We start from the raw sequence: 24,901 nt of genomic DNA on the forward strand, positions 1-24,901 counted from the left end.
CTTTTCTACAATATCATGACACATGCACAGCCGTCCCGACGACCAGTGCAGCAGCGAAAAGGGTGCTCCGAATAATGCAAATGGCGCACCACAGCTTGCGCATGAGGTGTTAGACTTTTTCAAAAAACAATCTTGCAATATATCTTTCTCAATTGCAATCATTGTGACAATATTAAAGGATAAATATCGCCACGAGCGCGACTCTCGCAAGCTGTCGCCCGCCGCACGCGATTACAAGCAAGGATTAATGGCTGCCTGATTGGCTCGAAATGGGGTTGATAGCAGGACTTGTAACCCGCTATCCTCGCAGACTTGGTACTTTCACACGCCACTCGCGTATGAACACATGCTGCCCAGTTTAAGTGCACTGGGTATTACCACTTATTACACAAATAATATTATGATAATAAAATCCTTGTTCAAACGCGATGCAGCAAACCCATCCATTGCGTTCCGACCTTCCGTCCAGAAAATCGCGACGATTATCCGCTTCTTGAAAAAAACGGAGGCGTTTGGAAAGAATTGGTTTCTGTCGCAGGAAACAGAAGCAGAGTCGTTTCTGTATCCGGTTTTCGATGCTTCGGGCGAACTCACCACTGCGGCCGAAGCCGTACTCGAGGCCGAGTTCAAGGATGAGCAATTTCGATATCTCAGTGCCTGGAATGGCGAGCTCGCAGACGGTGAGGGAGCAAGTATGGCGCTTGGGTTCAGCGACAGTGACTGGCCCTCCCGGACTTTCAAGATCAGCGATTACGGTCAAGCCGCCAGACGGCTCGGCATTGATGGTGTGAAAGAACTGCTGTCCATTATCGGTGGCTCCCTAAGGCCGGTCTTGATCACGGTTGCACGTAATCAGTATTTTAAAAAACAAGTCTTCAAGGATCGTCCGGGTGTGGGCTGGATGTTGTACTTGCCGCGTGTACTGACGGTCCAGCAAGTACCAGAAGCCCGCGCCTTGATCCCCGTGATGGCGATGGACGAGCAAGGTGAAGACCAGCAGATCGGCACCATCATCGTCAGCGTCACCGACGAGCCTTTTTCTGATGAGAACCCCGAGCACGTCAGGATCGCCAATGCCATTGAGATTGACTTGGTCGAGCAGGACTTGCTGCCTCGCTATGTCGATATTTAATGAAGGATAACGCGTTTCGCCCACATGGAAATACCCTGCCATGCCGGCGGTGAACACCAAAACGGCTGGCATCGCCATCCATCTGCAATATTGGCTGCCAGTACAGGCCAATAAATTAGGCTATGTCACCGTCAAGTGTGGGAATGCGCCCAACGTTGCTTTCAATAACGTTTCCGATGAACGGATGCGCCTGGCGTCGAGTATCCAGCGCCAGCCCAGGTAGTTCGGCAGGTAGCGCGTCGCCACGCCGTGAAAGGGCCGTAGCCATTCGCGCAAGCGGCTGTGATAGGCATTGACGTTCTGCACGTGGGCGGCCCCTCGCACACGGATGCCAGCGCGCAAGTTGACTGCTTGGTGGCTGATGCCCGCTTCCCTCGCAAAAGCCAGATAGGCGGCATGACCGTCGGTCACCAGCAGCACGTCCCTGTCGATAACGGGTAACAGGGAATGATGCAGCTGTGCCTTCGTCAACGCCCCTTTGCCCGTGACGAAATCGAGGGTCTGGCCCGTACGGTCGCGCGCCACCAGGATGCAAACCTGTTCATTGGAAATGCCGCGCTGATGGGCATGGCCGCCACGGCGGCGCGCCGGACGCGTCATCTGCCTGGATCCCTTTTCGGATTCCAGCACGTAGAGTTCATCGGCCTCGGCAATGCCATGCAGACAATGCGGCCGGTCCGTCTTTGCTACGCTGAGAAAACGGTGTCGCCAGCGAAACGTGGTGTTGCGGTGCAGTCCCAACTGCTGAGCGGCCTGGCGTACCGACCTGGAATCAAGCAGGCAATCCGCATAGTCGAGCCACAGCGATTTATGGCGCAAGTGCGCCAGCGGCGTGCCCGTCAAGGCATTGAATGTGCGCCCACAGGATACACAGCGGTAGCGCTGCAGGCCGTGCGCATGGCCATGCCGGTGCAGGTGACACGATTGGCAGGCGGGACAGCCCAGGCGTGCTTGCGTAGCGTTTTCAAGCAGCGTGACGGTCACATCGTGTGGCCCATTGCCACACAGCAAGGCTATTCCTGCCTGCCGCTGGCGTCGGTTCAACTGCGCAAACTGCGCGATAAAGCGTATCCATTCGGCTGGCTGCATGATCGGCTCCTGCATGGTGGGTATGCAGAGTCAGACAGCCCAGCCAAGGAAAGATTCAGGCAGATCCCCTATTTATCGATGACAGAGCCATAAATTACGGTCGCTTGCATGTCTGCCAGCGACTGGCGGCCTGTTGCGTATTAAAATGGCGTCCCATGACCTCCCCCGCCTCGACCTCTTCCCTCCCCGACAGCATTTTGCTCCCTTCCCTGGCCGTACTGGGAGGGCAGATTTCCGTCAATCTGGGGGCGGCGATTGCGAAGAATCTGTTTCCTGTCATTGGCGTGGAAGGGATTACGGCGTACCGGGTGGGGTTTTCGGCCTTGATTTTGCTGGCGATCTTCCGGCCATGGCGCTACCGCCTGACGCGCAAGGATGTGCTGAACTTGCTCGTCTACGGTTCCGTGCTGGGGCTGATGAACTTGCTGATTTACCGGGCGTTTGCGCTGATACCGATCGGCATTGCGGTGGCCATCGAGGTGACGGGGCCGCTGGCGGTGGCCATGCTGTCGTCGCGCCGGCCACGCGATTTGCTGGCCGTCGCTTGCGCCGTGTTCGGCTTGTATTTGCTGTTGCCCCTGCAAGGCAGCCCGGGCAGCCTGGATCCCGTCGGCGTGGCCTACGCGCTGGGGGCGGCGCTGTGCTGGGCGTTGTACATCATCTTTGGCAAGCGCGCCTCGACCCTGCAGGGCGGGCAGGCCGTGGCCTGGGGCATGACGGTGGCGGCCATGGTGACGGTGCCCATCGGCGTCGCGTATTCGGGCACGGCCTTGCTGGCGCCATCGATCGCGCTGATGGGCCTGGCTATTGCCATGCTGTCCAGCGCCCTGCCGTATTCGCTGGAAATCTTTGCCCTGCGCCGCTTGCCGCAAGGCGTATTTGGCATGTTCAGCAGCGCGGCCCCGGCCGTCAGCGCGCTGGCTGCCATGGCCGTGCTGGGAGAATTGCTGAGCCTGACCCAGTGGCTGGCCATTGCCTGCATCGTGTTTGCGTCGGCCATGGCGGCGCTAGGCGCGCAGAGCGGCAAGCGCTAGCGGAATTCACTCTACCTGGCAGCAACTCCTGCAGCGCAGCCTGTGCCGCGTCCTGGCATGGCTGCACAGCTGACAGGCAAGTTTTGATGCCCGCCTGTAAAATGCGTCATTGCTTGCCGTATCCATATTGCGCACTTCCGCCTCGCCGATGACATCCACATTTCTTTTTCGCTGGCTCTCCCCTCTCGCCGCCGCAGCCCTGCTGCTGGCGCCAGTCACCGTTGCACAGGCTGCAGCTCCCGCCGCTGCGGCCGCCCTCACTGGCAATGCCGAAGCAGGCAAGGCCGCGTTTCGCAAGTGCGCGTCCTGCCATCAGGTGGGGCCATCGGCGCGCGGCGGCTTCGGTCCCAAGCTGACAGGCGTGATCGGCCGCAAAGCCGGTGCTACCACGGACTATAAATACTCGGCGGCCATGAAAAACGCGAATATCGTCTGGACCGAGCAAAACCTGGCCGGCTTCCTGAAAGCCCCCAGCGATTTCATTCCTGGCAATAACATGCGTTTCTGGGGCATCGGCAACGCCCAGCAAGTGGCCGACCTGCTGGCCTATCTGCGCACGCAGTAAGCACACAGGCACACCGCCTTAAGCTCCCTCAAGCCCATTACGCCAGATCAAGCTCCCAGCGCTTGCAGCACGCCTTTGCGCTTCTTGTGCGCCGCTTCATAGTCGCGCAGGTGGTGCAGCTGGGCTGCGGACAGGCCGTCCAGCTTGTCGCGTATCTGCGCCACCGTCAGGTGCTGGTATCCGGCAATCGGCAAGTCGCGCGCCGCCGCTGCGTCAGCAGACTTGCCCCCAGGTCTGTTGCCGTCGCGCTTGCGACCTGGCTCCTTCTGCGTTTCACCCGCCTGCGCCCTCTGCTTGTTCACGATACGAGCGGCGACTTCTTCCTCGCGGCCCGGATAGCGCCCCTCCTGCTTGAACTCTTTTTCAAGCTGCTTGAATTCGCGTTCGCGCTTGGGACTGGCACCAACAGGCATGCGACCTCCCGTCTAGGGCTTGGCTGGCAGCTTGCGCACGCACAGATAGATGGAATACAGCGCAGCCAGCCCCACCAGCACGTACACGCCGCGCGATGCCGTCGACATGGCGCCCAGGATGCGGGCCACGATGTCGATGTCGAACAAGCCCACCAACGCCCAGTTCAAGCCGCCCACGATCAACAAGATCATCGAGATCCAGTCGACCACGTTCAGGCGCTTGGCCGTCATTTCCTGTTTTGCCGCTCCGTCCGATCCTGCCTGGATATTCGCCATATCAGCCTCCTGTGAGAAGAAATGCCCCGTCAAGGGTCTGTACAAGTAACAGTGTAGGCGCGGCGCCGGCATACGCCAGTCGGACGATGCCGGCTATTGAGGTAGGAAGCGTCTGTAATCAGACGGGTGATTTTATCTGGCAACAGGCCGTGCCGCTGTTGCCAAACAGGCAGTGACTAATTCCAATATGGAAATATTTATAGATTACTTAGTACCGCGCTGCTACACTCATTTCACCCCAGCAACTTCAGGGGACAAGCCCGCATCATGCCGCAGGCATGGAAGACGGCCACCATGGGACAACAGCTGAGGGGACATGAATATTTCAAACATACGTATCGGTGTGCGCCTGACCACAGGCTTTTTGCTCGCATCGCTTTTACTGGCCGTGGTGGTGATCATCAGCACTTGGCAGCTGTCGGCCGTGAGCGGGGAAATCGACAGCAGCGTGAACCAGCGCTATGCGCGCATCGCGCAATTGCAGGCCACGCGCAACAGCACGCAGGAACAGCCGACCCTGCGCGAACTCGACCAGCAGATCGCCACGCAATCGGCGCAGATGCGCTCGGCGGCCGAGGCAGCCATGGCCCGCGCGCACGATACCAGCGTGCTGATCATTGTGCTGGGCCTGGTCGGCGGCGTGCTGAGCCTGGCGACGGCCTGGTTCATCAGCAGCGGCATCGTGCGGCCCTTGCGGCATGCCGTCAAAGTGGCGCGCAAGGTGGCTGGCGGCGACTTGAGCGAACATATCCGCGTCGATTCCAGCGATGAAGTAGGACAACTGCTGCAAGCGCTGAAAGACATGAATGCCAGCTTGATCACCATCGTGGGCGAGGTGCGCGGCGGCACGCACGACATCGCGGGCGCTTCGGGCGAAATCGCCGCCGGCAACCTGGACTTGTCGCAGCGCACGCAGGCACAAGCCAGTTCGCTGGAGCGCACGGCCGCCTCGATGGATGTGCTGACGGGCACCGTCAAGCAAAATGCCGATAACGCACGCCAAGCCAATCAGCTGGCGCAATCGGCCGCCGCCGTGGCCGGCAAAGGGGGCACGGTGGTGGCGCAAGTGGTCGATACCATGAGCTCGATCAACGCTTCGTCGAAAAAGATCGTTGACATCATCGGCGTCATCGACGCCATCGCCTTCCAGACGAATATCCTGGCCTTGAATGCGGCCGTGGAAGCGGCGCGGGCCGGCGAACAGGGACGCGGTTTTGCCGTCGTGGCCGCTGAAGTGCGCACCCTGGCGCAACGCTCGGCTGGTGCGGCCAGGGAAATCAAGCAGCTGATCGGCGACTCCGTGGAGCGGGTCGACGCGGGCGCGCGCCTGGTCGACACGGCCGGCGCCACCATGCGCGACATCGTGGCCAGCGTGCACCGCGTCACGGACATCATGGGCGAAATCAGCATGGCCAGCGGCGAGCAATTGACCGGCATCGAACAAGTCAATGCCGCCATCGTGCAGATGGAACAGGTGACGCAGCAAAATGCGGCCCTGGTGGAGCAGGCATCGACGGCGGCGGCCAGCATGCAGCAGCGCGCCACCGTGCTGTCAGGCACGGTGGGCATCTTCAAGCTGAGCCGTGATCAGGTGCCTGCCCAGGCCGCGCACGGCATCAGCCTGGTAGCCGCACAGGCCACTCACGCTGTCACCGCGCCGGCAAACCGGCCTGCAGTAGGCGTTAGAGCGCGGCTGAAAGCCTGAGTTCCCCCGCTATCGCCGCGCCGCTCTCATTTATAGCTGCTTGTACATGATGGTGGTGGCGTCCAGCCGGTCGCCGGCCGGCGCCAGCGCATAGCCGGGGATGCTGCCCGCCACCACGTAACCGAGCGCCAAGTACAGCGATTCCGCATGGTCGCTGCTGCGCGTGTCCAGGGTCAGCAGGCTGCGCGGCAAGAGGCGCGCCTGTGCTTCCAGCGCCTGCATCAGCTGGCGCGCAAGGCCGCGCCGACGGAAAGCGGGCGCGACCAGCAATTTGCGTACTTCGGCCCGGTGCGCCTGGTTGGGATTGGTATCCCAGTCCAGCTGCACTGCGCCCGCCAACCTCCCTTCCACCTCGGCCACCAGCAGCAGGCGCACGCCGCGCGTGACGGCCGGCAACACGTTATCCGTCCAGAATGCCTGGCTGGACGCCGTATCGAAGGGCAAGATAAAACCGATGCTGGCGCCGTCGTGCACGCAGTCTCGCAGCAAGGCGCCTAACTCCGGCAAGCGTTCACGAATATCGGCGGGCGAAAAGTGGCGTAGCGATACGCGCATGATGACCTCAGACAAGAAAAAGAAAATAGCGGGCGCCGCTGTCTGGCGGCGTCATGAATGCGCTGGGACCATGCAACTGGTAGCGCAGGCAGTCGCCGGCCAGTAACTCGTGCGAGCGGCCGTCGACGGTCACGCTCAGCTTGCCTTCCTGCAGCAACAGATGGTGTTCCATGCCGGGCCGGGGCGAGGCGGCATAACTGATCGTCACGCCAGCGCCCAGCTCGCATTCGAGCGCTTCGCCCGCCAGCGCGCGCGACGGCGGCGAGACGGAACGGCGGATAAAGCCGGTGTCAGGGTCCGTCCACACGCTTTGCTCGGCGCGCCGCAGCACGGGTGGAAAATCGTCTTCCACCATGCGCAACAGGCGCGACATGGCCAAGCCATACGCAGCGCACAACTTGCCCAGCACGACCGTGGTCGGGCTGACCTCGCCATTTTCCAGGCGTGACAGGGTGGCGCGGCTGACTTGGCTGGCGGTGGCCAGCTGGTCCAGCGACCAGCCCCGCTCCACGCGCAACTGTTTCAGGCGCGCCGCCAGACGCTGTTCCGTATCGTTATCTGCGCTCACCAAATTTTCCATATACGGGAACTTATTCCATATATGAAAAACAGTCAAGCCATACGCGACGCGTGGCGGCACAATTCCAGGAAACCAGCCAGACGCGGCGAAAGTATCTTCTTGGACTGGCGAATCAGATAAAAGTTGCGCTCCAATGGTGGCAGCATGGTCTCCAGTTCCACCAGTTGCCCGCTGGCCAGCAGATCGGCCACCACCACGCGCGACAGGCAGGCGATGCCGAGACCGGCCGCGGCGCCATATTTGATGGCTTCCGAGTTGCTGAATTCGCCTGCGGCGCGCAGATAGTGCAGATATGGCACCAAGGCTTGCTCCACGGCTTCGCGTGTGCCCGAGCCCGCTTCGCGCAGCAGCCAGCCCGCCTGGTTCAGTTCCGTAAAGCTGAGCAGATGGCGCAGCTGCGCCAGCGGGTGCGTGGGTGCGGCCACGATCAGCATCTGATCCGTCAACCACGGCTCCACCAGCAAGCCCGCTTCGTGGCATGGCCCTTCGATCAGGCCGATATCGACACGGAACTCGGCCACGGCGGCCGCGATGTCGGCCGTGTTGGCAATCGTCACTTGCGGGATGCTGCGCCCGTATTGCTGCGCCGCCTGCGCCAGAATCTGCGGCAACAGATAGATGCCTATCGTCGTGCTGGCGCCGATTTGCAGGCTGACGGGCACGGACGGGTCGGCGCCCGCGAACTGGCGCTCGATGCTGGCAGCCCCGTCGCGCATCTGCCGCGCCTGGGGCAACAGCAAGCGGCCATTGTCATTGAGCAGCAATCGCTTGCCCACCCGGTCGAACAGTTGTGCGCCCAGCAAGGTTTCCAGTTCATTCAGGGCCGCGCTGGTAGCCGATTGCGACAGCGCAATCTGCTCGCCGGCCGCACTGGTACTGCCCGTATCCGCCACGGCCAGGAAAATTTGCAGTTGCCGCAAGGTCAACGCCATCTCATGTACTCACTTAATAGGTTAAACATACAAAAACAATCCGTTTTACCATTTAATTTGCGAACTGTACAGTCATGCCATACGCAACAAGAACATGGAGTACGGCATGTCATCCCTCTCAACAACTAACACAACAAACACAACAAGTTTCAGCGACCGCTATGGCCGCCTTCTGCCGGGCCTGCTGCTGAGCGGCGCAATCGCTTATGCAGCCATCGCGCTGGGCAAGCTGGAATGGATGCAAAGCCACGGCATGAGCGCCCTGACCCTGGCCATCATGCTGGGCATTGTGCTGGGCAACAGTGTGTATGGCCGCCTGGCGCCCACGTGCGGCGCGGGCGTGGCCTTTTCAAAGCAGACATTATTAAGACTTGGCATCATCTTGTACGGTTTCCGTCTGACCTTCCAGGATATTGGCCAGGTGGGCCTGGCCGGCATCGCCATCGACGCGCTGGTGCTGGCGTCCACGTTTGGCCTGGCGATGTTCCTTGGCACCAAGGTGTTCAAGCTGGAACGCAACAGCGCCATCCTGATCGGCGCGGGCAGCTCGATCTGCGGCGCGGCGGCCGTGATGGCGACGGAACCCGTCGTCAAGGGGCGCAGCGAAGATGTGACCGTCGCCGTCTCCACCGTTGTTGTGTTCGGCACCATCGCCATTTTCCTCTACCCATTGCTGTACCAGTTGAACCAAGGCTGGCATCTGCTGGGCGCCACGCCCACCGCGTTTGGCGTGTACATCGGCTCGACCGTGCATGAAGTGGCGCAAGTGGTGGCGGCCGGCAAGTCAATCGGACAGGAAGCGGCGAATGCGGCCGTGATCGCCAAGATGGTGCGCGTGATGATGCTGGCGCCGTTCCTCGTCATCCTGTCGGCCGTGCTGGCGCGTGGCAAGTCCAAAGGCGGCAACCACGACAAATCCAGCAAGCTGGCCATCCCTTGGTTCGCCTTCATTTTTATTGCCGTGGTGGCCTTCAATTCGCTGGGCCTGCTGCCAGCGGGCACCGTCGCCACCATTACCGAACTCGATACGGTCTTGCTGGCCATGGCCATGGCGGCCCTGGGCTTGACGACGCATATGTCGGCCATCCGCCGCGCCGGCATCAAGCCGCTGCTGCTGGCCGGCCTGCTGTTCTGCTGGCTGATCGCCGGTGGCGCCGCCATCAACCATGTGGTCGCCAGCCTGTTTGCCTGACTTTGAGCTTGATTCAAGCCGGGGCCGCTGACGCGGGAGCCGAAAACTTCGTACAATACAGGTGTTTTGACTCTCAATCCGGCTTCGGCCCCACCCAGGAACACCCATGCATCTCTCGAACTGGCTGCTTTTCTGCAGCGTCGCCCTGCTCGTCACGTTTTCTCCCGGCCCGGCCGTCTTGCTGGCTATCTCGAATGCCATCGCCGTCGGCCCGCGCCGCGCGATGATCAGCAGCATGGGCAATGGTTTTGGCTTGTTCATCATTTCCGGCGTGGCCATGGCCGGCATGGGCGTCGTGCTGGCCACCTCGGCCACGGCCTTCATGCTGCTGAAACTGGCTGGCGCCCTCTACCTCGTGTATCTGGGCATCAAGCAATGGCGCAGCAAGACCAGCGTCGTGGCCGATGCCCCCGTGGTGGCCGGCGCGGCGAATCCCAATTCGTTCTGGAAACTGTTCCGCCAGGGCTTGACGGTGGCGCTGACCAATCCGAAAGCCATCCTGTTCTTTTCGGCACTGTTCCCGCAATTCATCACGCCGGGCGAACCCGTGGCCATCCAGTTCACCGTGCTGACGACCTCGTTTGTCGCTTGCGCCATGCTGGCCCACTTGTTCTACGCCAATCTGGCGCGCCTGCTGAAAACCCAGCTGGCCACGCCGGGCCGCGCCAAACTGTTCAACCGCATCACGGGCGGCGCCTTCGTCTTGCTTGGCCTGAGCCTGCTGCGCCTGCGCAGCAAGGCAGCGTAATTACTGTAGTAAAAATGTCTCGATGCTGGCCGCCAGGGCCAGCGGCGTTTCATTCATCGGATAGTGTCCCGCATTGCCCAGCACCTCCAGCCGGGCTTGCGGGTACCACGCCAGATACGTGCGGCGCATCAGGGCCGCATCGAAACGGGGATCGTGCTCTCCCACCAGCGCCAGCAAGGGCAATGCCACGCGCGCCGCCTTGATTTCCTCACTAAAATCCGTCCCGCTCCAGGCCAGGAAATAGGCGCCAAACGCGGCTGGATCCGACCTTTCCCACGAATATTGCGCCTTCCAGTCCAGCCAGGCGGCAGGCAAGCGCCCGCCCGTGCTGCGGTCGATGATGGCGCGCCGCGCCTGCACGTTCGCGCTGGCGTCGAGAAACAGTTTCCGGGCCGCTCCATCAAGCGCCACGCCACAACAGGGCACGTGCGCCACGGCCACCAGTTTGCGCAGGCGCAAGGGCGCCAGCAAGGCCAGCCGTTCCAGCGCCATGCCGCCCATCGAGTGCCCCACCACGCTGAAGGTGGCCAAGCCCAGCGCATCGGCCAGGGCCAGGGCGTCGCGGGCGACCTCTTCCATCGAGTACTCTCCTGCCGCGCCACGCATGCCGCCATAGCCGCGATTGTCCATGAAGACATAGCTGAAACTGGCGCCATCAAGGGCCGCTTCCATCGGTTCGAACGCCCGCGCGTCGCCAAACCAGCCGTGCAGGACGATGACGGCATGGGGACCGTGGCCCACGCGGTGACAAGTATTGTGCATGTTCACTCCCGAAAAAGAGTGCATGGTAAGCGGTCTTTAAACGGCCCGCCTTCGATGCCAGGTCAAATACTGTAGAGTATGGGCCATGGATGATTTTTATGCGGAAGTGCCGCGCCCCTTGATCGCCACGGCGCGCGACTATGCGGCTGATGCCGTCTTTCCCAGCCACAGCCATGCGCGTGGGCAATTTGCGTATGCGGCGCGGGGCGTCATCAGCGTGCACACGCCGCAAGGCAACTGGCTGGTGCCGCCGCAGCGCGCTTGCTGGGTTCCGGCCCAACTCGTCCACGGCATGCGCATGCATGGCGCCGTGACCATGCACAACGTATTTATCGACGCGCCCGCCATCGCCGGAAGCGGCTTGCCGTCCCACTGCCAGGTGCTGGACGCCTCGCCGCTGCTGCGCCAGTTGCTGGCCGAGGCCGTGACCGTGGAGGCCCTGTATGCGGAACAATCGCGGGCCGGACGGCTGATGGCCTTGCTGCTTGATGAGATTGCCGCCGCCCAGCCGCTGCCCCTGAGCGCGCCCCTGCCGCAGGAGCCCCGGCTGGCGCGGCTATGCATGGACATGCTCCAGCAACCAAACCTGGGCAGCAGCCTGGATGCGATGGCGGCGCAGGCGGGCATGAGCCGGCGCACCTTTACGCGGCAGTTCCGCGCCCAGACAGGCCTGGCCTTTGCCCAATGGCGCCAGCAAGCGTGCCTGCTGGCGGCCATCACGCGGCTGGCCGACGGGCAAGCCGTCACCAGAATCGCGCTCGACCTCGGCTATGCCAGTCCCAGCGCCTTCACGGCCGCCTTCCGCCGCGTGCTGGGCCAGGCGCCCAGCGAGTATCTGGACTAGGCAATGATGGCGGCGATACGCCGCGCCAGCGCCTGCGCCAGTTTCTGCACATGGTAGCCATCGACAAAGCCATGGTGGGCTTGCGCGGAAAACGGTATCCGCATGCGGCCATCGTCCTGCGCGGGGCCGAACTTGCCCCAGGTAAAGGTCGGGATGTCGGCATCGCGGTGGCGGTAGATCGGGTGCTCGATGGCCGCCAGTTCCAGCCATGGCAGGCAGGTGATGAAAATATTGTTGCGCTGCTCGCGCTCGGTCTCTCCCTCGCCCGTGTTGATCAGCGCGCAGCTGGCTTCGGCCAGGCGCTTGGCTTCCAGGCTGCGTTCGATGAATACATCGAGCTGGTCCGTCATCGCGAAGCGCGTGTAGTTGAGGTTATCGTCGCCGTTGATGACGGTGTACGAGGCAGGGAAATCGTCGATGCGTATCACTTCGCCCTGGTAGATGCGGTACATGAAATTGTCGATCTCCCTGACCGTATTGAGCAGGCAAAACAGGAAAAAGTGAAACACGGGGATGTTCCGCGCCTTGCAGTACGGCCGGAAATCCGGCACGTCGAGCTGGAAATTGATATTGACGAGGGGATTGTCGAACGCGCGGAACAAGTCATAGCGGTCGCGCCGCTTTTCAAAATTTTTCATGCGGCGAGTGTAGACGATGGCAGTACTGGCGGGCAAGTCACGCCGTATCGGCTTGCCAGTAATTTGTCAGGGCGGCCAGGGCATACTGTCCAGACAGGCTCTCATCCACCTGTACGACAAACGTCAGGAATTGCACGACGGCCTTTCTTTGCGCCGCATTGAAGCCGGCGTACTTCGCGATCGCATACGCGCGCGAATCCTGGCTCCGTTCAGACGGTGAAAGCGCATGCACTGTCATTCCGAGCACATCAGTCTCCCAGCTTGTCCGATGCTGATATGCCACAGCGTAGCGCATGTATGCCGGCAAGTAATACAGAAACTCCTCAGCCTCCATATGGGCGAGCAAACCTTCGCCCTCCTCGATTTCAGCATCGGGAATCTCTTGCCAGATCGAATCGACTCGATCCTTGCCGCTCGCAACCCATTCCCTCTCGCTGATGTCCTCCGACATACCGTATTGATCCGTCAAGAGAAATTGGCGCAAAGATGTTTCCGCGCGCTGCGTACCAGCGAACTCGCGTTCAATGCAGGCAATCAGGCTGGCCGCGTCCGCCGTGGCCGTCGATACATTATCTGAACAATTCATTAAAAATCCTTGGATATCCCCAAAATCGCCCGTGCCACCTCGGCCACGCCCTCTTCCACCTCACCAGGCGTTGGCGTCAGGGCGAGGCGGGTCAATTCCCCGTTCAAGGCATGCTGCGTATCGTGTTTATCGCGCGGCAATGGCAGCGTCATGCGTGGTGTCATGTGGTGCCGCCGTGCGCCAGGCCCCGCTGCACTTTCCACGCCAGCGGTAAAGTGAGCAGCAACACGGCCGCCAGCGACAGCAAGGCCGTCGGCACGCTCGTATGGTCGCCCAAGGCGCCAAACAGCACGGGCGACAGCGCCCCGCCGCCGATGCTGCCCGTGTAGAACAGGGCGAACGCATGCTCGCGCTTGCCGGGCTCGGCCAGCTCCGGCACGGCGCCGTACAACACGGACGAGGTGCCGTTCAGCGCCAGCCCCAGCAGGGGCAGCATGGCCATGACGCCGGCCAGCGGCAGCCACAGGGCCAGCAAGATCAGCAGCGAGGTCATCGATTCCGTCAGCCACACAGTCTTCATCATGCCGATGCGCGCGCCCAGATAGCCGCACAGCAGCTTGCCGAAGGCGCCGCCCACAAACAGCAGAGACAGGGCCACGCCGATGCCGGCCGTGCCAGCGCCCTTGCTTTTCAGCAGGAATGGCAAAAAGGTGAGAAAACCCATGCGCACGGCGCTGTCGAGGGTGCCCGTGGCCAGCAGCGCACGAAAACTGCCTTTGGATCCACTGCCAGCGATGCTCTTGCCCGCCTTTTTCACGCCGGCCTGGATGTCGCCCGGCTTCGGCAGCAGCCACCACAGCAAGCCGGCCGCCCCCAGGCCCAGCAAGCCCAGCAGCGAAACGCTGGCTTGCCAGCTGCACACCAGCAACAGCAAGCCCACCAGCGCGGGAATCAGGGTCTTGCCGATATCGCCGGCAAAGTTATAGTGCGACAGCGCCTCCTTCACGCCGCCGCCCGCCTCGTGGGTATCGGTGACGATGGACGAGGCCAGCGGATGCTGGGTGCTGGCGCCCAGGCCGCCCAGCAGCAGCGCGAACAGCAGCACAGCCAGGCCGCCCGCCTGCCCCGCGACCAAGTAGGCGACCCCGGCCAGCGCCGTGCCGCCCACCAGCAGGCGCTCGCGTCCCCAGCGCCTGGCCATGCGGCTGGCCAGCAGCTGGAAACCAGCCATCATGCCCGAATACGAACCGCGCAACAGGCCCACCATGGCATAGCTGATGGCAAACTGCGCCTGCCAGATGGGCAACAGCACGTAAATGACGTCCGTCAAGCCGTCATGCACGGCATGCGCGCTGCAGGCGGCGAACAGCGAGCGGCGGCGTATCGGTTTGTCGGAGGGAGGTGCTTCGGGGGACAGCGCAGCAAGCGATGGTTCGTTCATGATTCTGCAAGCGGGGAAAACGCGAGACAGCCAGCTTACACCAATTGGCAACTTCGCATCTTGAAGCGTAGCAAGAATAATATTATTGCAAGATTGGTCTGACGCAAACGCAGGGGGAGCGCAAGTCAGGCCCGGCGGCGTCACGTTGACGGCGCCGGGCTTCCACCTTACTTGGCCATCGCATCCTTCGCCATGCCATCCTTTTTCATTTCATCCTTTTTCATCTCGCCCTTGGCCATGCCGTCTTTCGCCATGGCATCTTTTGCCATGCCATCCTTGGCCATGTGATCCTTCTTCATGTGCTTCTTGGCCATCGGCTTCTTCATGCCGTCCTTGCCCATCGCATCCTTGTGCATGGCGTCGGCCGAGGCATCCTTGGCCATCGCATCTTTTTTCATGGCGTCCTGGGCAAAAGCGGTGCCCGACATGAGGATGGCGGAAGCGATGATGGCGGTGATGGTGGTTTTCATGATAGGTCCTTGTCTCAGTGTGGGATGGGCGAGATTGCCCGGTGGTAAAGCTGTTGCCGTGCTACGGGTGTTGCTTACTGCTAAATAACAGGAAGGCCGGGAGGTGGTCAGGGCCAGGCGCATTGCCGCAGGCAGTACGATTAGTACGACAAGGCAATGCAACGCCGCACTGGCCGGCTCCCCGGTCTTCCTAAGATCCGCCGAACCAGTTGTAGCCCTGATTCTCCCAATACCCTCCCGGATACGTATTCGTGACGAAAATGGCCTGGATGTGCTTGGGGTTCTTGTAGCCCAGCTTGGTCGGCATGCGCAGCTTCATCGGATAGCCATACTTGGGCGGCAATTCCTGGCCGTCGTAGGTCAGGGCCATGATGGTTTGCGGATGCAGGGCCGTGGCCATGTCGATGCTCGTAAAATAATCGTCGGCGCACTGGAAGCCGATGTATTTGGCCGTCGTGTCGGCGCCGATCCGCTTCAGGAAATGCGAGAACGGGACGCCGCCCCACTTGCCGATGGCGCTCCAGCCTTCCACGCAAATGTGGCGCGTCACCTGGGTTTCCTGCGGCAAGGCGCGCAGCTGCGGCAGGGTCCACGGCTTCTTGTCGGCGATCAAGCCGCTCAACTCCAGGCGCCAGGCGTCGCCGTCGACCTCTTCCACTTCATCCTCGCCGTAATACGCGTTGAAGGGAAACGGCCGCGTGATCATGGAATCGGGATAGGTCGGCGCCAGTTTGTTCGGATCAAACAGCCAGCCCTGCACCGTGTCGTTCATGCGCGACACGGCCGTCAAGGCCGTCTCTATGGCGGACGGGTCGCTGGCGTTGCATCCCGTCAGCAAGGACAGGCCGCCCAGGGTCACACTGCGCTGCAGGAACAAACGGCGCGACGGCTGCTTGATCTGGCGCAAGGCGTCGGCCAGCATGGCCTGGCCCTCTTCTTGCACGCTGATGGTTTTTTTCATGTTCATCTCCTTAGCGGCCGCGCAGCATGGCGACCAGGGTGCGCGGCACCAGCGCCACCATCAGCAAGTGCACGCCGACAAAGCCCGTCAGCAACGCCATGGCGATGAAGTGGACCCGGCGCGCGCTCTCGTAGCCGCCCATCAGCTCGCGCAGGAGGGGAAATTGCACGGACTTCCACAGCACCAGGCCGGACAACACCAGCACGATGCAGTCAAGCATGACGAACAGGTAGGCGGCGCGCTGCACCATGTTGTAGTGGCGCGGGTCAGCATGGGCCAGCTGGCCCTTCAGCGCGGCGGCGAAATCGGCCAGCAGCAGGCGCGGCGACAGGGGAAAGAACTGGCGCCGCAGCCGTCCCGAGACGATATTGATAATCAGATACAGCAAGCCATTGGCCACCAGCAGCCACATGGCGGCAAAATGCCATTGCAGCGCGCCGCCGAGCCAGCCGCCCAGGGTCAGGGCACGCGGCAGTTCGAAGGGGAAAAACGGCGCCGCGTTATAGATGCGCCAGCCGCTGGTGGCCAGCACGACCACGGCCACGGCATTGAGCCAGTGCGTGATGCGCAGCCAGGCGGGGTGGATCACGTTTGCTTGTCCGTTCATCACATCGCTCCCTTCGCGCAGGATGCCGTGCTGACGGCTTGCAGGATGGCGCTGCTGTCGGCCCGCTGCACGAAGGCAACCACTTGCAGCTGCTCCGGACGCCAGCTGGCGGGCAGATTGATTTCACGGCGCAACTGGGCGCGGCCTTGCGCAAGCGCAACCGGTCCCAGCCACAGGCGCACGGCCGCATCGTGCTGCAGGGTGGCGCCGCGGTTTTCGCCGCGCAGCACTTTCGAGACGATCGCGCTTTCGCTGATGGCCACGTATAACTGGCCGCCCGTCTGTGCGTCCGGCGCGCTGGCATGGGCTTCCAGCAGCAGCTTGCCACCTGGCCCCGGCGTGGCGGATAGGTCAATCTTGACGGGCGCGGCGGTGGCGTTGATGCGGCGGATGGCGGCCGGCAGTTGCGTATCCCAGCTGCGCAATTCCGTGCCGCCGACGAAAAACTGGGGCGTGTAGGCCACATGGCGCGGCTGGTGGCGCAGCAATTCAGCCTGGCGGGCATCGAATTGCGCCTGGGCCAGCGGGTCCTTCCAGCCGATCTGGTCCCAGTAGGTGACGTGCAAGGCCAGCGGCACGATCAGGCTGGCCGCGCCCGCTTCCTTGCGCAAGGCGCTCAGGCCCTGGTCGGCAGGCGGGCAGCTGGAGCAGCCTTCGCTGCTGTACAGCTCCACCAGCGCCGCCGTCTGTGGCCCGCTTTGCACGGCGCAGCGCTGGCCGGCCGCCATTTGCGCCATGGCCGGGGCGACCACGGCCGCGCTCAGAACGGGTAAAAGCAGTGTTGCAAGGCGGTGCTTGATGTCCATGGTCGTTACCCGGTATATTGAAATAAGAAGCGTGAATGAAGAAACGTGCTTGCCTGTCAATTCGCCGCGATGGCCGGATTGGTTACAGCCACCCTCCATTATTTTTGAATTTATTTTTTTCAACGCCTGTCACCAAAGGCCTGCATGCAACGAATACCTGTAAGCGAACACCTGCATGGCACGGAACTGCGGCTGCATGGCTTGATGCTGCGCGGACTCGATGGCGATGCGGCGGCTTACCGCAGTTTCTTGCAAGCCACCAGCGGCCATTTGCGCGCGTTCCTGCGCAAACGCCTGCAGCGCTGGCCGGACGACGTGGAAGACCTGGTGCAGGAGTGTTTGCTGGCCATCCACAACCAGCGCTTGACGTATGACACGGGCGTGCCGCTGACGTCGTGGATTCATGCGATTGCGCGCTATAAATTGATCGACTGGCTGCGCCGGCATGCGCGGCGCGAGGCGCAGCACTTGCAGTATGACGAAGAAGATAGCGCGCAGGAACTGTTTTCCAGCGCCGACGCGGAGGCGGCCGAAGCCAGCCGCGACCTGGCCAAGCTGCTGGCCAGCTTGCCCGCGCAACAGCGCGACGCCATCGTGCATACCAAGCTCGACGGCTGGTCCGTGCGCGACACGGCTGCGGCCATGGGCATTTCGGAAGCCAGCGTCAAAGTGGCCGTGCATCGCGGCTTGAAGGCACTGGCGGCCAACTTGAGGATAACGACACCATGAAAACCGATGACTTGATCACCATGCTGGCCAGCGGCCCCGACGTGACGGCCGCGCCGCCGCCGGGCACGCACTGGCGCGCCGCGTCCACCTTGGGCGCCGGGCTGCTGGCCAGCGTGGCGCTGATGGCCATGCTGCTGGGCTTGCGGCCCAATCTGGAACAGCTGGCCCTGCTGCCCGACTTCTGGATCAAGGTCGGTTTCGTCATCTGCCTCTCCCTGGCGGCCTGGCATGTCAGCCGCCGCCTGTGCGTGCCGGGCGCCGCCACCCGCGCCCTGCCCCTGCTGCTCGCCATGCCCTTGCTGCTGATGTGGGCGCTGGGCGCCATCGTCCTGAGCGAAGCGCCACCCGAGCAACGGGCGGAACTGTTCTGGGGCGCCACCTGGCGCAGCTGCCCTTTGCTCATCGCCTTGCTGTCGCTGCCCATCCTGGCCGCCGTGATGCGCCTGATGCGCCAGCTGGCGCCCACGCGCTTGCGCCCGGCCGGCGCGGCCGCGGGATTTGCCGCCGGCGCCATGGCAGCGCTCGTGTATTGCCTGCATTGCCCGGAACTGGCGGCCAGCTTCGTCGGCTTCTGGTACGTGCTGGGCATGCTGGTGCCGACCGCCATCGGCGCGGCCATCGGTCCCAAAGTGCTGGCCTGGTAAACACACTCTCCCCGCAAGCGGGGCGCCGGTCAAGCGGGTTTCGAGCGTCTATCGTCTCCATATCCGCATACTCACGCATTCCCACGCGCCCCGTGCACGCCTTCGCAAACACTGCGACATAGCGCAACAGGCTATCGCCATCACTGGTGGCGGCGTCTCTTCTTGTCCACAAAATATTTTTTCTTACTGACGTGCAATATCCACGTAGATTCGACCTCGTGCGCCAGCCCCCTGACGATCGACGGCCGTTCATTCCGCTGCCCAAAATTAATTTGCAAGGAATGAATCCGATCGCGCTGGCGCTCCGTACAACTGATGCAGCCCCGTAATTCCCGCTAGTCCTACGTATGCACATAACAATCAGGGAGAATCGACATGTCATTGTTACACTCGAAAACCGCACTGGGCGCCGCCCTACTGGGCAACCTGCTGGCTTTGGCCATCGCGCCATCGGCCTTCGCCTCCAGCCACCGCGAAGCGCCATTCATCACGCAAAACCCCAAAGTCGACGCCACCGACTTCTATATGTTCCGCAGCTATGAAACGGGGCGCGGCGCCTACACCACTCTGGTGGCCGACTATATTCCCCTGCAAGACGCGTACGGCGGCCCGAACTACTTCGCCATGGACCCGAACGCCCTGTATGAAATCCATATCGATAACAACGGCGACGGCAAGGAAGACCTCACCTTCCAGTTCCGCTTCACCAACACCATCAAGGATGGCCAGTTCACCGTAGGTGGCAAGAAAGTCTCGATTCCGCTCGTCATCAACGGCGGCGCCATCGATTCCGTCAACCCGGCCGGCCTGAACGTGCGCGAAACCTACAGCGTGACGGTGGTGCGGGGCGACCGCCGCACGGGCACGCGCAGCAGCGTCACCAACGCCAGCGGCGGCGGCACGACCTTCGACAAGCCGGTCGACAATATCGGCAACAAGGCCATCCCCAATTACGCCGCGTATGCCGCGCAGCATGTGTACGCCGTCAACATTCCCGGCTGCGCCACGCCGGCGCGCCTGTTCGTCGGCCAGCGCAAGGACCCGTTCGTGGTCAACCTGGGCGAAACGTTCGACTTGATCAACATCAAGGCGCCCGCCACGGAGTTCGCCGCGAATGCGGAGTCCGCTGCCAAGGATGACCTTGCGAAGAAAAACGTCACGGCCATCGAGATGGAAGTGCCGACCGCCTGCCTGACCGCCGGCGCCGACCCCGTCATCGGCGGCTGGACCACGGCCAGCCTGCGCCAGGGCCGCCTCCTGAATCCTGCTCCCGGCACGGCCACCGCGGCCTCGAAGGAAGGCGGCGCGTGGGTGCAAGTGTCGCGCCTGGGCATGCCGCTGGTAAATGAACTGGTCATCGGCCTGAAGGACAAGGACCGCTTCAACGCCAGCAAGCCGTCGGGCGACGCGCAATTTGCCGACTACGTCACCAACCCCACGGCGCCAGCCCTCGTGGAAGTGCTGTACGGCTCGGCCGGCGCCAAGGCGCCCACCAACTTCCCCCGCAACGACCTGGTGGCCACCTTTTTGACGGGCATCAAGGGCGTGAACCAGCCCGTCACCGTGACGGCGTCCGAAATGCTGCGCCTGAATACCTCGATCGCGGCCACCAACGTCGGTGCGCAAAACCGCCTCGGCGTCATCGGCGGCGATAACGCGGGTTTCCCGAACGGCCGCCGCCCTGGCGACGACGTGGTCGACGTGGTCCTGCGCGTAGCCATGGGCAAGCTGTGCACCCTGAACATCGGCTGCGCCCCGGCCGACGCCCCCGCCGGCGGCTTGCATTTCACGGATGGCGCCTTCCTTGACGAAACGTCGTTTACGGCAGGCTTCCCCTACCTGAAAAATCCCGTGGCCGGTTCGCCGCAGCTGTAACCAGGAGAACGCGATGAAAAAGCTCTATGCATGCAGCGCCCTGGCGCTCACGGCCTTGCTGGCCGGCTGCGGTGGCGGCAGTAGCAGCAGCCACGGCGGCGATAACGGTGGCGTCAACCCTCCCCCCGTCGTCCTGCTCGACGCATTTTATGTGGCCGTCAGCAACGTCATCCTGACCACAAGCGATGACAAGGATGGCGTGGGCATCGACGCCATCATGGCGACGTCTCCGGACAATACGGAGCCGGTGCCACTGTAACGTGCGGGCGCCGGCGAGTGAGCTCTCCGGCGCCTATACCAATCACCGTCGATGGCGTCCACGATGAAAACACCGATTTCCCTGTTGTGCGCCTGCCTGCCCTTGCTGGCATGGGCCGCGCCCTACACGCCGAAAGATGGCGGCGCCGTCATCGAACAGCTGCCGCGCCGCGCCGACGCCACGCAACTTGAACTGCGCGCCTTGCGCCAGCAATTGAATACCACCCCGCAAGACCTGGCCCTGGCCAGCGGCCTGGCGCAGCGCTACATTGCCCTGGCGCGCAGCGACACGGATCCGCGTTACCTCGGTTATGCGCAAGCGGCGCTGGCCCCCTGGTGGCGGCAGGCGGCGCCGCCCGTCCCCGTGCGTTTGCTGCGCGCCACCATTTTGCAAAGCACCCACCATTTCGGCCCCGCGCTGCAGGATCTCGACGCCGTCATCGCGCAGCAGCCGCAAAACGGCCAGGCCTGGCTGACGCGCGCGACAGTCCTCACCGTGCAGGGCGACTACGCGCAAGCAACTGCCAGCTGTGCGCGCCTGTCGGCCTTGACGACGCAGCTGGTCACCGTCACCTGCCTTGCCAATATTGCCAGCGTCACGGGCCGCGCCGCCAGCAGCGAGCGCCTGCTGGAGCTGACCCTGCAAAGAAGTGCCGGCGCGGCGCCCGAACTGGAAAGCTGGGCCGCAACCCTGCTGGCGGAAATGGCCACGCGGCGCGGAGAGTGGGCGCTGGCCGAAGCGCGCTACACCAGGGCGCTGGCGCAGCAGCCGCGCGACAGCTATCTGCTGGGCGCCTACGCGGATTTCCTGCTCGACCGCCAGCGCCCGCAGGAAGTCGTCAAACTATTGAAAGAGCAGCAGCGCATCGACGCCCTGCTGCTGCGTTACGCGCTCGCCCTGCAGGCGCTGCCCGGCCAGCAGCCAGCCTTCCTGGCGGCGAAGGCGGAACTGGCCGCCCGCTTCAACGCCGCCATGCAGCGCGGCGACACCGTGCACCAGCGCGAACAAGCCCGTTTCGCCCTGTTTGTACAACAGGATGTGCCGGCCGCCCTGCAACTGGCGCAGAAGAACTGGGCCATCCAGAAGGAAGTGCCCGACATGCGCATCCTGCTGGAAGCGGCCCTCGCCGCGCGCAACTATTCGGCGGCACAGCCCGTACTGGCCTGGATCACAGCCAATGGCGTGGAAGACGTGGCCCTGCAGCGCCTCGTCAGGCAGCTGGGGCCGCAGGATGGTGCGAAAATCAGTTCTTCGAAGAAGGCAGGTGTGCTGTGAAGCGATGCCTGTTCATCCTGCTGCTGTGCGCCTGGCTCGCGCCCGCGCAAGCCCACAAGCCCAGCGACAGTTACCTGAGCCTGGCCGTGCACGGCCAGCAGATCGACGGGCAATGGGATATCGCCCTGCGCGACCTCGATTTCGCCATCGGCCTCGATGGCAATGGCGACGGCGCGCTGACGTGGAATGAAATCCGCGCGCGCCACGAGGCGATCGCCGCCTACGCCTTGCAGCGCCTGCAGGTCGCCAGCGACCAGGGCGTGTGCCCTTTGAAAGCCGTAGAACAACTGATCGACCATCATACGGACGGCGCCTACAGCGTGCTGCGCTTCCAGGCCAGCTGCCCCGGCGCCGCCCCGGCCAGTCTCGCCATCGGCTACACCCTGTTCGCCGACCTCGATCCGCAGCACAAGGGCTTGTTCAAGATCAATAGCGGCGGCAATACGCAAACGGCCATCTTCGACCCGGACAGCCCGCGCCAGACGATTTCACTGGCCGCGCCCGACCGCCTCGCGCAGTTCGGCGCCTACGTCAAGCACGGCATCTGGCATATCTGGATAGGCTACGACCATATTTTGTTTCTCTTGTCGCTGCTGCTGCCGGCCGTGCTGCTGCCTGGTATAAGCGAGCAACAAAAGCGCTTAAACCCAACGGCAGAAAACCGGGGTCGGACCCTGAGGGTCCGACCCCAGACTTTGCATCTGGGTTTGAATGCGGCTTTTATTGACGTTTTCAAAGTCGTCACGGCGTTCACTTTGGCCCACTCCATCACCTTGAGCCTGGCCAGCCTCTCGCTCATCTCGCTGCCATCGCGCTGGGTGGAGTCGGCCATTGCCGCTTCCGTGATCCTCGCCGCGCTGAACAATCTGCTACCGCTGTTCCGCGGCAAGCGTCCCGTGGCCGCCTTTGCGTTTGGCCTGATCCATGGTTTCGGTTTTGCCAGCGTGCTGCGCGACCTGGGCTTGCCGCAGGGTTCCTTGCTGGCCAGCCTGCTGGGCTTTAACGTGGGCGTGGAACTGGGTCAGCTGGCCATCGTCGCCACCTTCCTGCCCCTCGCCTGGCTGCTGCGCAAGACGTGGTTGTACCGGCAAGTGCTGACCGTCGGCTCGCTGGCCATCGCGCTGGTGGCGTGCGTATGGCTGGTGGAGCGGGTGGCCGATATCAAGCTGATTTCGGCGTAGCTGCTGGAGAATAGCGTTGCTGGCCCGCCACTGCCGGGCCACAAGTCCCGGCAATCGGGCTACAATACGAACAATTCTCAATCGCATCAAGGCCGGACTGTCCCGCGGACCATGGCATGGAAAGGTTGCATGCTAGGCCCCGAACTGGAACTGCACCGGCAAATCGAAGTGCTCTACAGCGACCACCACGGCTGGCTGCAGGGCTGGCTGCGCCGTAAATTGGGCAACGCCTTCGATGCGGCCGACCTGGCGCACGACACCTATCTGCGCATCCTCGCGCGCGGCCGCGCACCCGAGCCGGACGAATCGCGCCAGCACCTGGCGCAGATCGCCAACGGCCTCGTGGTCGACCTGTTCCGCCGCCGGCATATCGAGTCAGCCTACGCGGACGCCATCGCCGCGCAACCGGAAGCGGCCGCGCCCACGCCGGAAATGCGCGCGCTGATCGTCGAAGCGCTGATGGAAATCGACGCCATCCTGGCCAGCCTGCCAAATAAGGTACGCGAGGCCTTTTTGCTGTGCAAACTGGAAGGCATGGCCTACGCCGACATCGCCGCGCGCCTCGACGTTTCCGTCTCGTCGGTGGAAAAATACATCGCCCGCGCCTTGCTGGCCTGCTGCGCGGCGCAATTCGCATGAGTTCCCAGCTCGATAGCGCGCCCATCGCCCCCGCCGTGCTGCAGCGCGCCGCCGAGTGGATGGCGCGGCTGTGGGCGGAGGACGCCAGCGCGGCCGATGCCGACGCCTGCGCGGCCTGGCGCGCCGCCCACCCCGAGCACGAACGGGCCTGGGCCCGGCTGCAGCGCTTTGCCCGGCAATTCGAGGCCCTGCCGCGCGAAGTGGCGCGCGGCGCCCTGGCACCAGCGCCGCGCCACACAGCAGGACGCCGGCGCGCCTTGCAGCTGATGGGCTTGATCGCGGCGGGCGGCGGCACGGCCCTGCTGGCGCACGAAACGGGCCTGTGGCAGCGCGCCGCCAGCGATTACCGCACATCTGTCGGCGAGACGCGCGCCATCGCGCTGGCCGACGGCACGCAAGTGGTGCTCGACACGGCCAGCGCCATCGACGTGGCATACAGCGCTGGCGAACGGCGCATCGTGCTGCGCGCCGGCGCCATCCTCGTCACCAGCGCCCACGAAGCGGCGCCCGTCTACCGTCCGCTGCTGGTGGCAACGCCGCAAGGCACGGCCACGGCGCTGGGCACGCGTTTTAGTGTGCGCCTCGATGACGGCGATAGCCGTGTCGCCGTGTTCCAGGGCGCAGTCGCCCTGCAGCCGGTGCGGGATGATGCACTCTCCCTGCGCCTGCAGGCGGGCCAGCAGGCCGGCTATACACGACTGGACGTGCAAGATGTGACGAGCGTCGAAAACAGCGCCGCCGCCTGGGCCGATGGCAGCCTGGTGGCCGAGCGCATGCGCCTGGACCAGCTGCTGGCCGAGCTGGGACGCTACCGTCACGGCGTGCTGCGCTGCGACGCATCGATCGCCGGCCTGCGCGTGACGGGCGTGTATTCGCTGCGCGACACGGACCGCTCGCTGGCCAACCTGGCCGCCAGCCTGCCAGTGCAGCTACGCTACCGCACGCGCTACTGGGTCAGCGTGGGGCCGCGCCCAGCCGCCTGAAAAATATATGCAAAATAAGTGAAAAAAAGTTGAGGGTTTT

31 protein-coding genes are annotated in these 24,901 nt (G+C 63.1%); 16 read left to right on the plus strand and 15 right to left on the minus strand.

Features of this window, described 5'->3' with window-relative positions; translation table 11 throughout:
- Positions 1-22: 22 nt before the first annotated feature.
- Both FG13_RS29925 and FG13_RS05745 read left to right on the plus strand, forming a co-directional pair.
- Positions 23-259 (plus strand): hypothetical protein, encoded by a 237-nt coding sequence (locus FG13_RS29925; protein ID WP_152598694.1) that lies wholly within the window; start codon positions 23-25, stop codon positions 257-259.
- 87 nt (positions 260-346) lie between these two features.
- Positions 347-1,132 (plus strand): immunity 52 family protein, encoded by a 786-nt coding sequence (locus tag FG13_RS05745; protein ID WP_051958607.1) that lies wholly within the window; start codon positions 347-349, stop codon positions 1,130-1,132.
- Between the two features lie 120 nt (positions 1,133-1,252).
- On the opposite strand, the gene FG13_RS05750 is transcribed toward FG13_RS05745, so the two are convergent.
- Complete coding sequence (locus FG13_RS05750) at positions 1,253-2,221, minus strand: IS1595 family transposase (RefSeq protein WP_035827397.1); 969 nt, start codon at positions 2,219-2,221, stop codon at positions 1,253-1,255.
- Between the two features lie 155 nt (positions 2,222-2,376).
- Here FG13_RS05750 and FG13_RS05755 point away from each other — a divergent pair, with 155 nt between their 5' ends.
- The gene (locus tag FG13_RS05755) at positions 2,377-3,255 is read left to right on the plus strand and encodes an EamA family transporter (protein ID WP_051958609.1); all 879 of its coding nucleotides are present in this window, start codon (positions 2,377-2,379) and stop codon (positions 3,253-3,255) included.
- A 148-nt stretch (positions 3,256-3,403) separates the two neighbouring features.
- Positions 3,404-3,820, plus strand: coding sequence for a c-type cytochrome (locus FG13_RS05760; protein ID WP_035819239.1), 417 nt, complete (start codon positions 3,404-3,406; stop codon positions 3,818-3,820).
- A gap of 47 nt (positions 3,821-3,867) precedes the next feature.
- On the opposite strand, the gene FG13_RS05765 is transcribed toward FG13_RS05760, so the two are convergent.
- On the minus strand, positions 3,868-4,233 hold the full coding sequence (locus FG13_RS05765; RefSeq protein ID WP_035819241.1) for a hypothetical protein: 366 nt from the start codon (positions 4,231-4,233) through the stop codon (positions 3,868-3,870).
- Between the two features lie 12 nt (positions 4,234-4,245).
- A complete protein-coding gene (locus FG13_RS05770; protein WP_081922454.1) occupies positions 4,246-4,509 on the minus strand; it encodes a DUF378 domain-containing protein in 264 nt (87 codons plus the stop codon).
- 316 nt (positions 4,510-4,825) lie between these two features.
- Between FG13_RS05770 and FG13_RS05775 the strand changes: the two genes are divergently transcribed.
- The gene (locus tag FG13_RS05775) at positions 4,826-6,214 is read left to right on the plus strand and encodes a methyl-accepting chemotaxis protein (protein ID WP_081922455.1); all 1,389 of its coding nucleotides are present in this window, start codon (positions 4,826-4,828) and stop codon (positions 6,212-6,214) included.
- A gap of 30 nt (positions 6,215-6,244) precedes the next feature.
- Here FG13_RS05775 and FG13_RS05780 read toward each other — a convergent pair whose 3' ends face one another.
- The 3 genes from FG13_RS05780 to FG13_RS05790 are packed head-to-tail and all read right to left on the minus strand — an operon-like array spanning position 6,245 to position 8,281.
- On the minus strand, positions 6,245-6,769 hold the full coding sequence (locus FG13_RS05780; protein ID WP_035819243.1) for a GNAT family N-acetyltransferase: 525 nt from the start codon (positions 6,767-6,769) through the stop codon (positions 6,245-6,247).
- Between the two features lie 7 nt (positions 6,770-6,776).
- Positions 6,777-7,349: a helix-turn-helix domain-containing protein gene (locus FG13_RS05785; RefSeq protein WP_035819244.1), complete on the minus strand. Its 573-nt coding sequence runs from the start codon at positions 7,347-7,349 to the stop codon at positions 6,777-6,779.
- Positions 7,350-7,381: 32 nt separating this feature from the next.
- Positions 7,382-8,281 carry a LysR family transcriptional regulator gene (locus tag FG13_RS05790; RefSeq protein ID WP_035819247.1) on the minus strand — a complete coding sequence of 300 codons (900 nt, stop codon included), beginning with the start codon at positions 8,279-8,281 and terminating at the stop codon, positions 7,382-7,384.
- 106 nt (positions 8,282-8,387) lie between these two features.
- On the opposite strand from FG13_RS05790, the gene FG13_RS05795 reads away from it, so the two are divergent.
- Positions 8,388-9,473, plus strand: coding sequence for a YeiH family protein (locus FG13_RS05795; protein WP_035827405.1), 1,086 nt, complete (start codon positions 8,388-8,390; stop codon positions 9,471-9,473).
- A 106-nt stretch (positions 9,474-9,579) separates the two neighbouring features.
- Positions 9,580-10,221, plus strand: a complete 642-nt coding sequence (locus FG13_RS05800; RefSeq protein ID WP_034755914.1) for a LysE family translocator — start codon at positions 9,580-9,582, stop codon at positions 10,219-10,221.
- Here the strand turns inward: FG13_RS05800 and FG13_RS05805 are convergent, their stop codons facing one another.
- Positions 10,222-10,983, minus strand: coding sequence for an alpha/beta fold hydrolase (locus FG13_RS05805; protein ID WP_035819250.1), 762 nt, complete (start codon positions 10,981-10,983; stop codon positions 10,222-10,224).
- Between the two features lie 85 nt (positions 10,984-11,068).
- Between FG13_RS05805 and FG13_RS05810 the strand changes: the two genes are divergently transcribed.
- The gene (locus FG13_RS05810) at positions 11,069-11,827 is read left to right on the plus strand and encodes an AraC family transcriptional regulator (protein WP_035819252.1); all 759 of its coding nucleotides are present in this window, start codon (positions 11,069-11,071) and stop codon (positions 11,825-11,827) included.
- On the opposite strand, the gene FG13_RS05815 is transcribed toward FG13_RS05810, so the two are convergent.
- From FG13_RS05815 to FG13_RS05845, 8 genes are all read right to left on the minus strand, one after another.
- The gene (locus FG13_RS05815; protein ID WP_035827407.1) at positions 11,824-12,465 is read right to left on the minus strand and encodes a CatA-like O-acetyltransferase; all 642 of its coding nucleotides are present in this window, start codon (positions 12,463-12,465) and stop codon (positions 11,824-11,826) included. The genes FG13_RS05810 and FG13_RS05815 overlap by 4 nt on opposite strands.
- Positions 12,466-12,502: 37 nt before the next feature.
- Complete coding sequence (locus tag FG13_RS05820) at positions 12,503-13,051, minus strand: DUF6714 family protein (protein WP_035819254.1); 549 nt, start codon at positions 13,049-13,051, stop codon at positions 12,503-12,505.
- The gene (locus tag FG13_RS30375) at positions 13,051-13,215 is read right to left on the minus strand and encodes a hypothetical protein (RefSeq protein WP_161784150.1); all 165 of its coding nucleotides are present in this window, start codon (positions 13,213-13,215) and stop codon (positions 13,051-13,053) included. Before FG13_RS30375 ends, FG13_RS05820 begins: the two co-directional genes overlap by 1 nt.
- Entirely contained in the window at positions 13,212-14,432 is a 1,221-nt protein-coding gene (locus FG13_RS05825; protein ID WP_035819256.1) for an MFS transporter, read from the minus strand. The genes FG13_RS30375 and FG13_RS05825 overlap by 4 nt, the downstream gene beginning before the upstream one ends.
- A gap of 167 nt (positions 14,433-14,599) precedes the next feature.
- Complete coding sequence (locus FG13_RS05830) at positions 14,600-14,902, minus strand: pentapeptide MXKDX repeat protein (RefSeq protein ID WP_035819259.1); 303 nt, start codon at positions 14,900-14,902, stop codon at positions 14,600-14,602.
- A gap of 190 nt (positions 14,903-15,092) precedes the next feature.
- Positions 15,093-15,824: a molybdopterin-dependent oxidoreductase gene (locus FG13_RS05835; RefSeq protein WP_442905217.1), complete on the minus strand. Its 732-nt coding sequence runs from the start codon at positions 15,822-15,824 to the stop codon at positions 15,093-15,095.
- A 49-nt stretch (positions 15,825-15,873) separates the two neighbouring features.
- Positions 15,874-16,470 carry a cytochrome b/b6 domain-containing protein gene (locus FG13_RS05840; protein WP_035819264.1) on the minus strand — a complete coding sequence of 199 codons (597 nt, stop codon included), beginning with the start codon at positions 16,468-16,470 and terminating at the stop codon, positions 15,874-15,876.
- On the minus strand, positions 16,470-17,276 hold the full coding sequence (locus FG13_RS05845) for a DUF1223 domain-containing protein (protein WP_035819265.1): 807 nt from the start codon (positions 17,274-17,276) through the stop codon (positions 16,470-16,472). Before FG13_RS05845 ends, FG13_RS05840 begins: the two co-directional genes overlap by 1 nt.
- 144 nt (positions 17,277-17,420) lie before the next feature.
- On the opposite strand from FG13_RS05845, the gene FG13_RS05850 reads away from it, so the two are divergent.
- From FG13_RS05850 to FG13_RS05885, 8 genes are all read left to right on the plus strand, one after another.
- Complete coding sequence (locus FG13_RS05850; protein WP_051958611.1) at positions 17,421-18,005, plus strand: sigma-70 family RNA polymerase sigma factor; 585 nt, start codon at positions 17,421-17,423, stop codon at positions 18,003-18,005.
- Complete coding sequence (locus FG13_RS05855; RefSeq protein ID WP_035819267.1) at positions 18,002-18,649, plus strand: NrsF family protein; 648 nt, start codon at positions 18,002-18,004, stop codon at positions 18,647-18,649. Before FG13_RS05850 ends, FG13_RS05855 begins: the two co-directional genes overlap by 4 nt.
- Positions 18,650-19,024: 375 nt before the next feature.
- Positions 19,025-20,524, plus strand: a complete 1,500-nt coding sequence (locus FG13_RS05860) for a DUF4331 domain-containing protein (protein WP_035819270.1) — start codon at positions 19,025-19,027, stop codon at positions 20,522-20,524.
- A gap of 13 nt (positions 20,525-20,537) precedes the next feature.
- A complete protein-coding gene (locus FG13_RS05865; protein ID WP_035819273.1) occupies positions 20,538-20,783 on the plus strand; it encodes a hypothetical protein in 246 nt (81 codons plus the stop codon).
- 63 nt (positions 20,784-20,846) lie between these two features.
- Positions 20,847-22,058: a hypothetical protein gene (locus tag FG13_RS05870; RefSeq protein WP_035819276.1), complete on the plus strand. Its 1,212-nt coding sequence runs from the start codon at positions 20,847-20,849 to the stop codon at positions 22,056-22,058.
- The gene (locus FG13_RS05875) at positions 22,055-23,239 is read left to right on the plus strand and encodes a HupE/UreJ family protein (protein ID WP_051958613.1); all 1,185 of its coding nucleotides are present in this window, start codon (positions 22,055-22,057) and stop codon (positions 23,237-23,239) included. Before FG13_RS05870 ends, FG13_RS05875 begins: the two co-directional genes overlap by 4 nt.
- 129 nt (positions 23,240-23,368) lie before the next feature.
- A complete protein-coding gene (locus FG13_RS05880) occupies positions 23,369-23,878 on the plus strand; it encodes a sigma-70 family RNA polymerase sigma factor (protein WP_035819279.1) in 510 nt (169 codons plus the stop codon).
- The gene (locus tag FG13_RS05885; protein ID WP_035819280.1) at positions 23,875-24,861 is read left to right on the plus strand and encodes a FecR domain-containing protein; all 987 of its coding nucleotides are present in this window, start codon (positions 23,875-23,877) and stop codon (positions 24,859-24,861) included. Before FG13_RS05880 ends, FG13_RS05885 begins: the two co-directional genes overlap by 4 nt.
- Positions 24,862-24,901: the final 40 nt, after the last annotated feature.

It is taken from the genome of Janthinobacterium sp. RA13 (genome assembly GCF_000745325.1).
Taxonomy (GTDB): domain Bacteria; phylum Pseudomonadota; class Gammaproteobacteria; order Burkholderiales; family Burkholderiaceae_D; genus Janthinobacterium; species Janthinobacterium rivuli.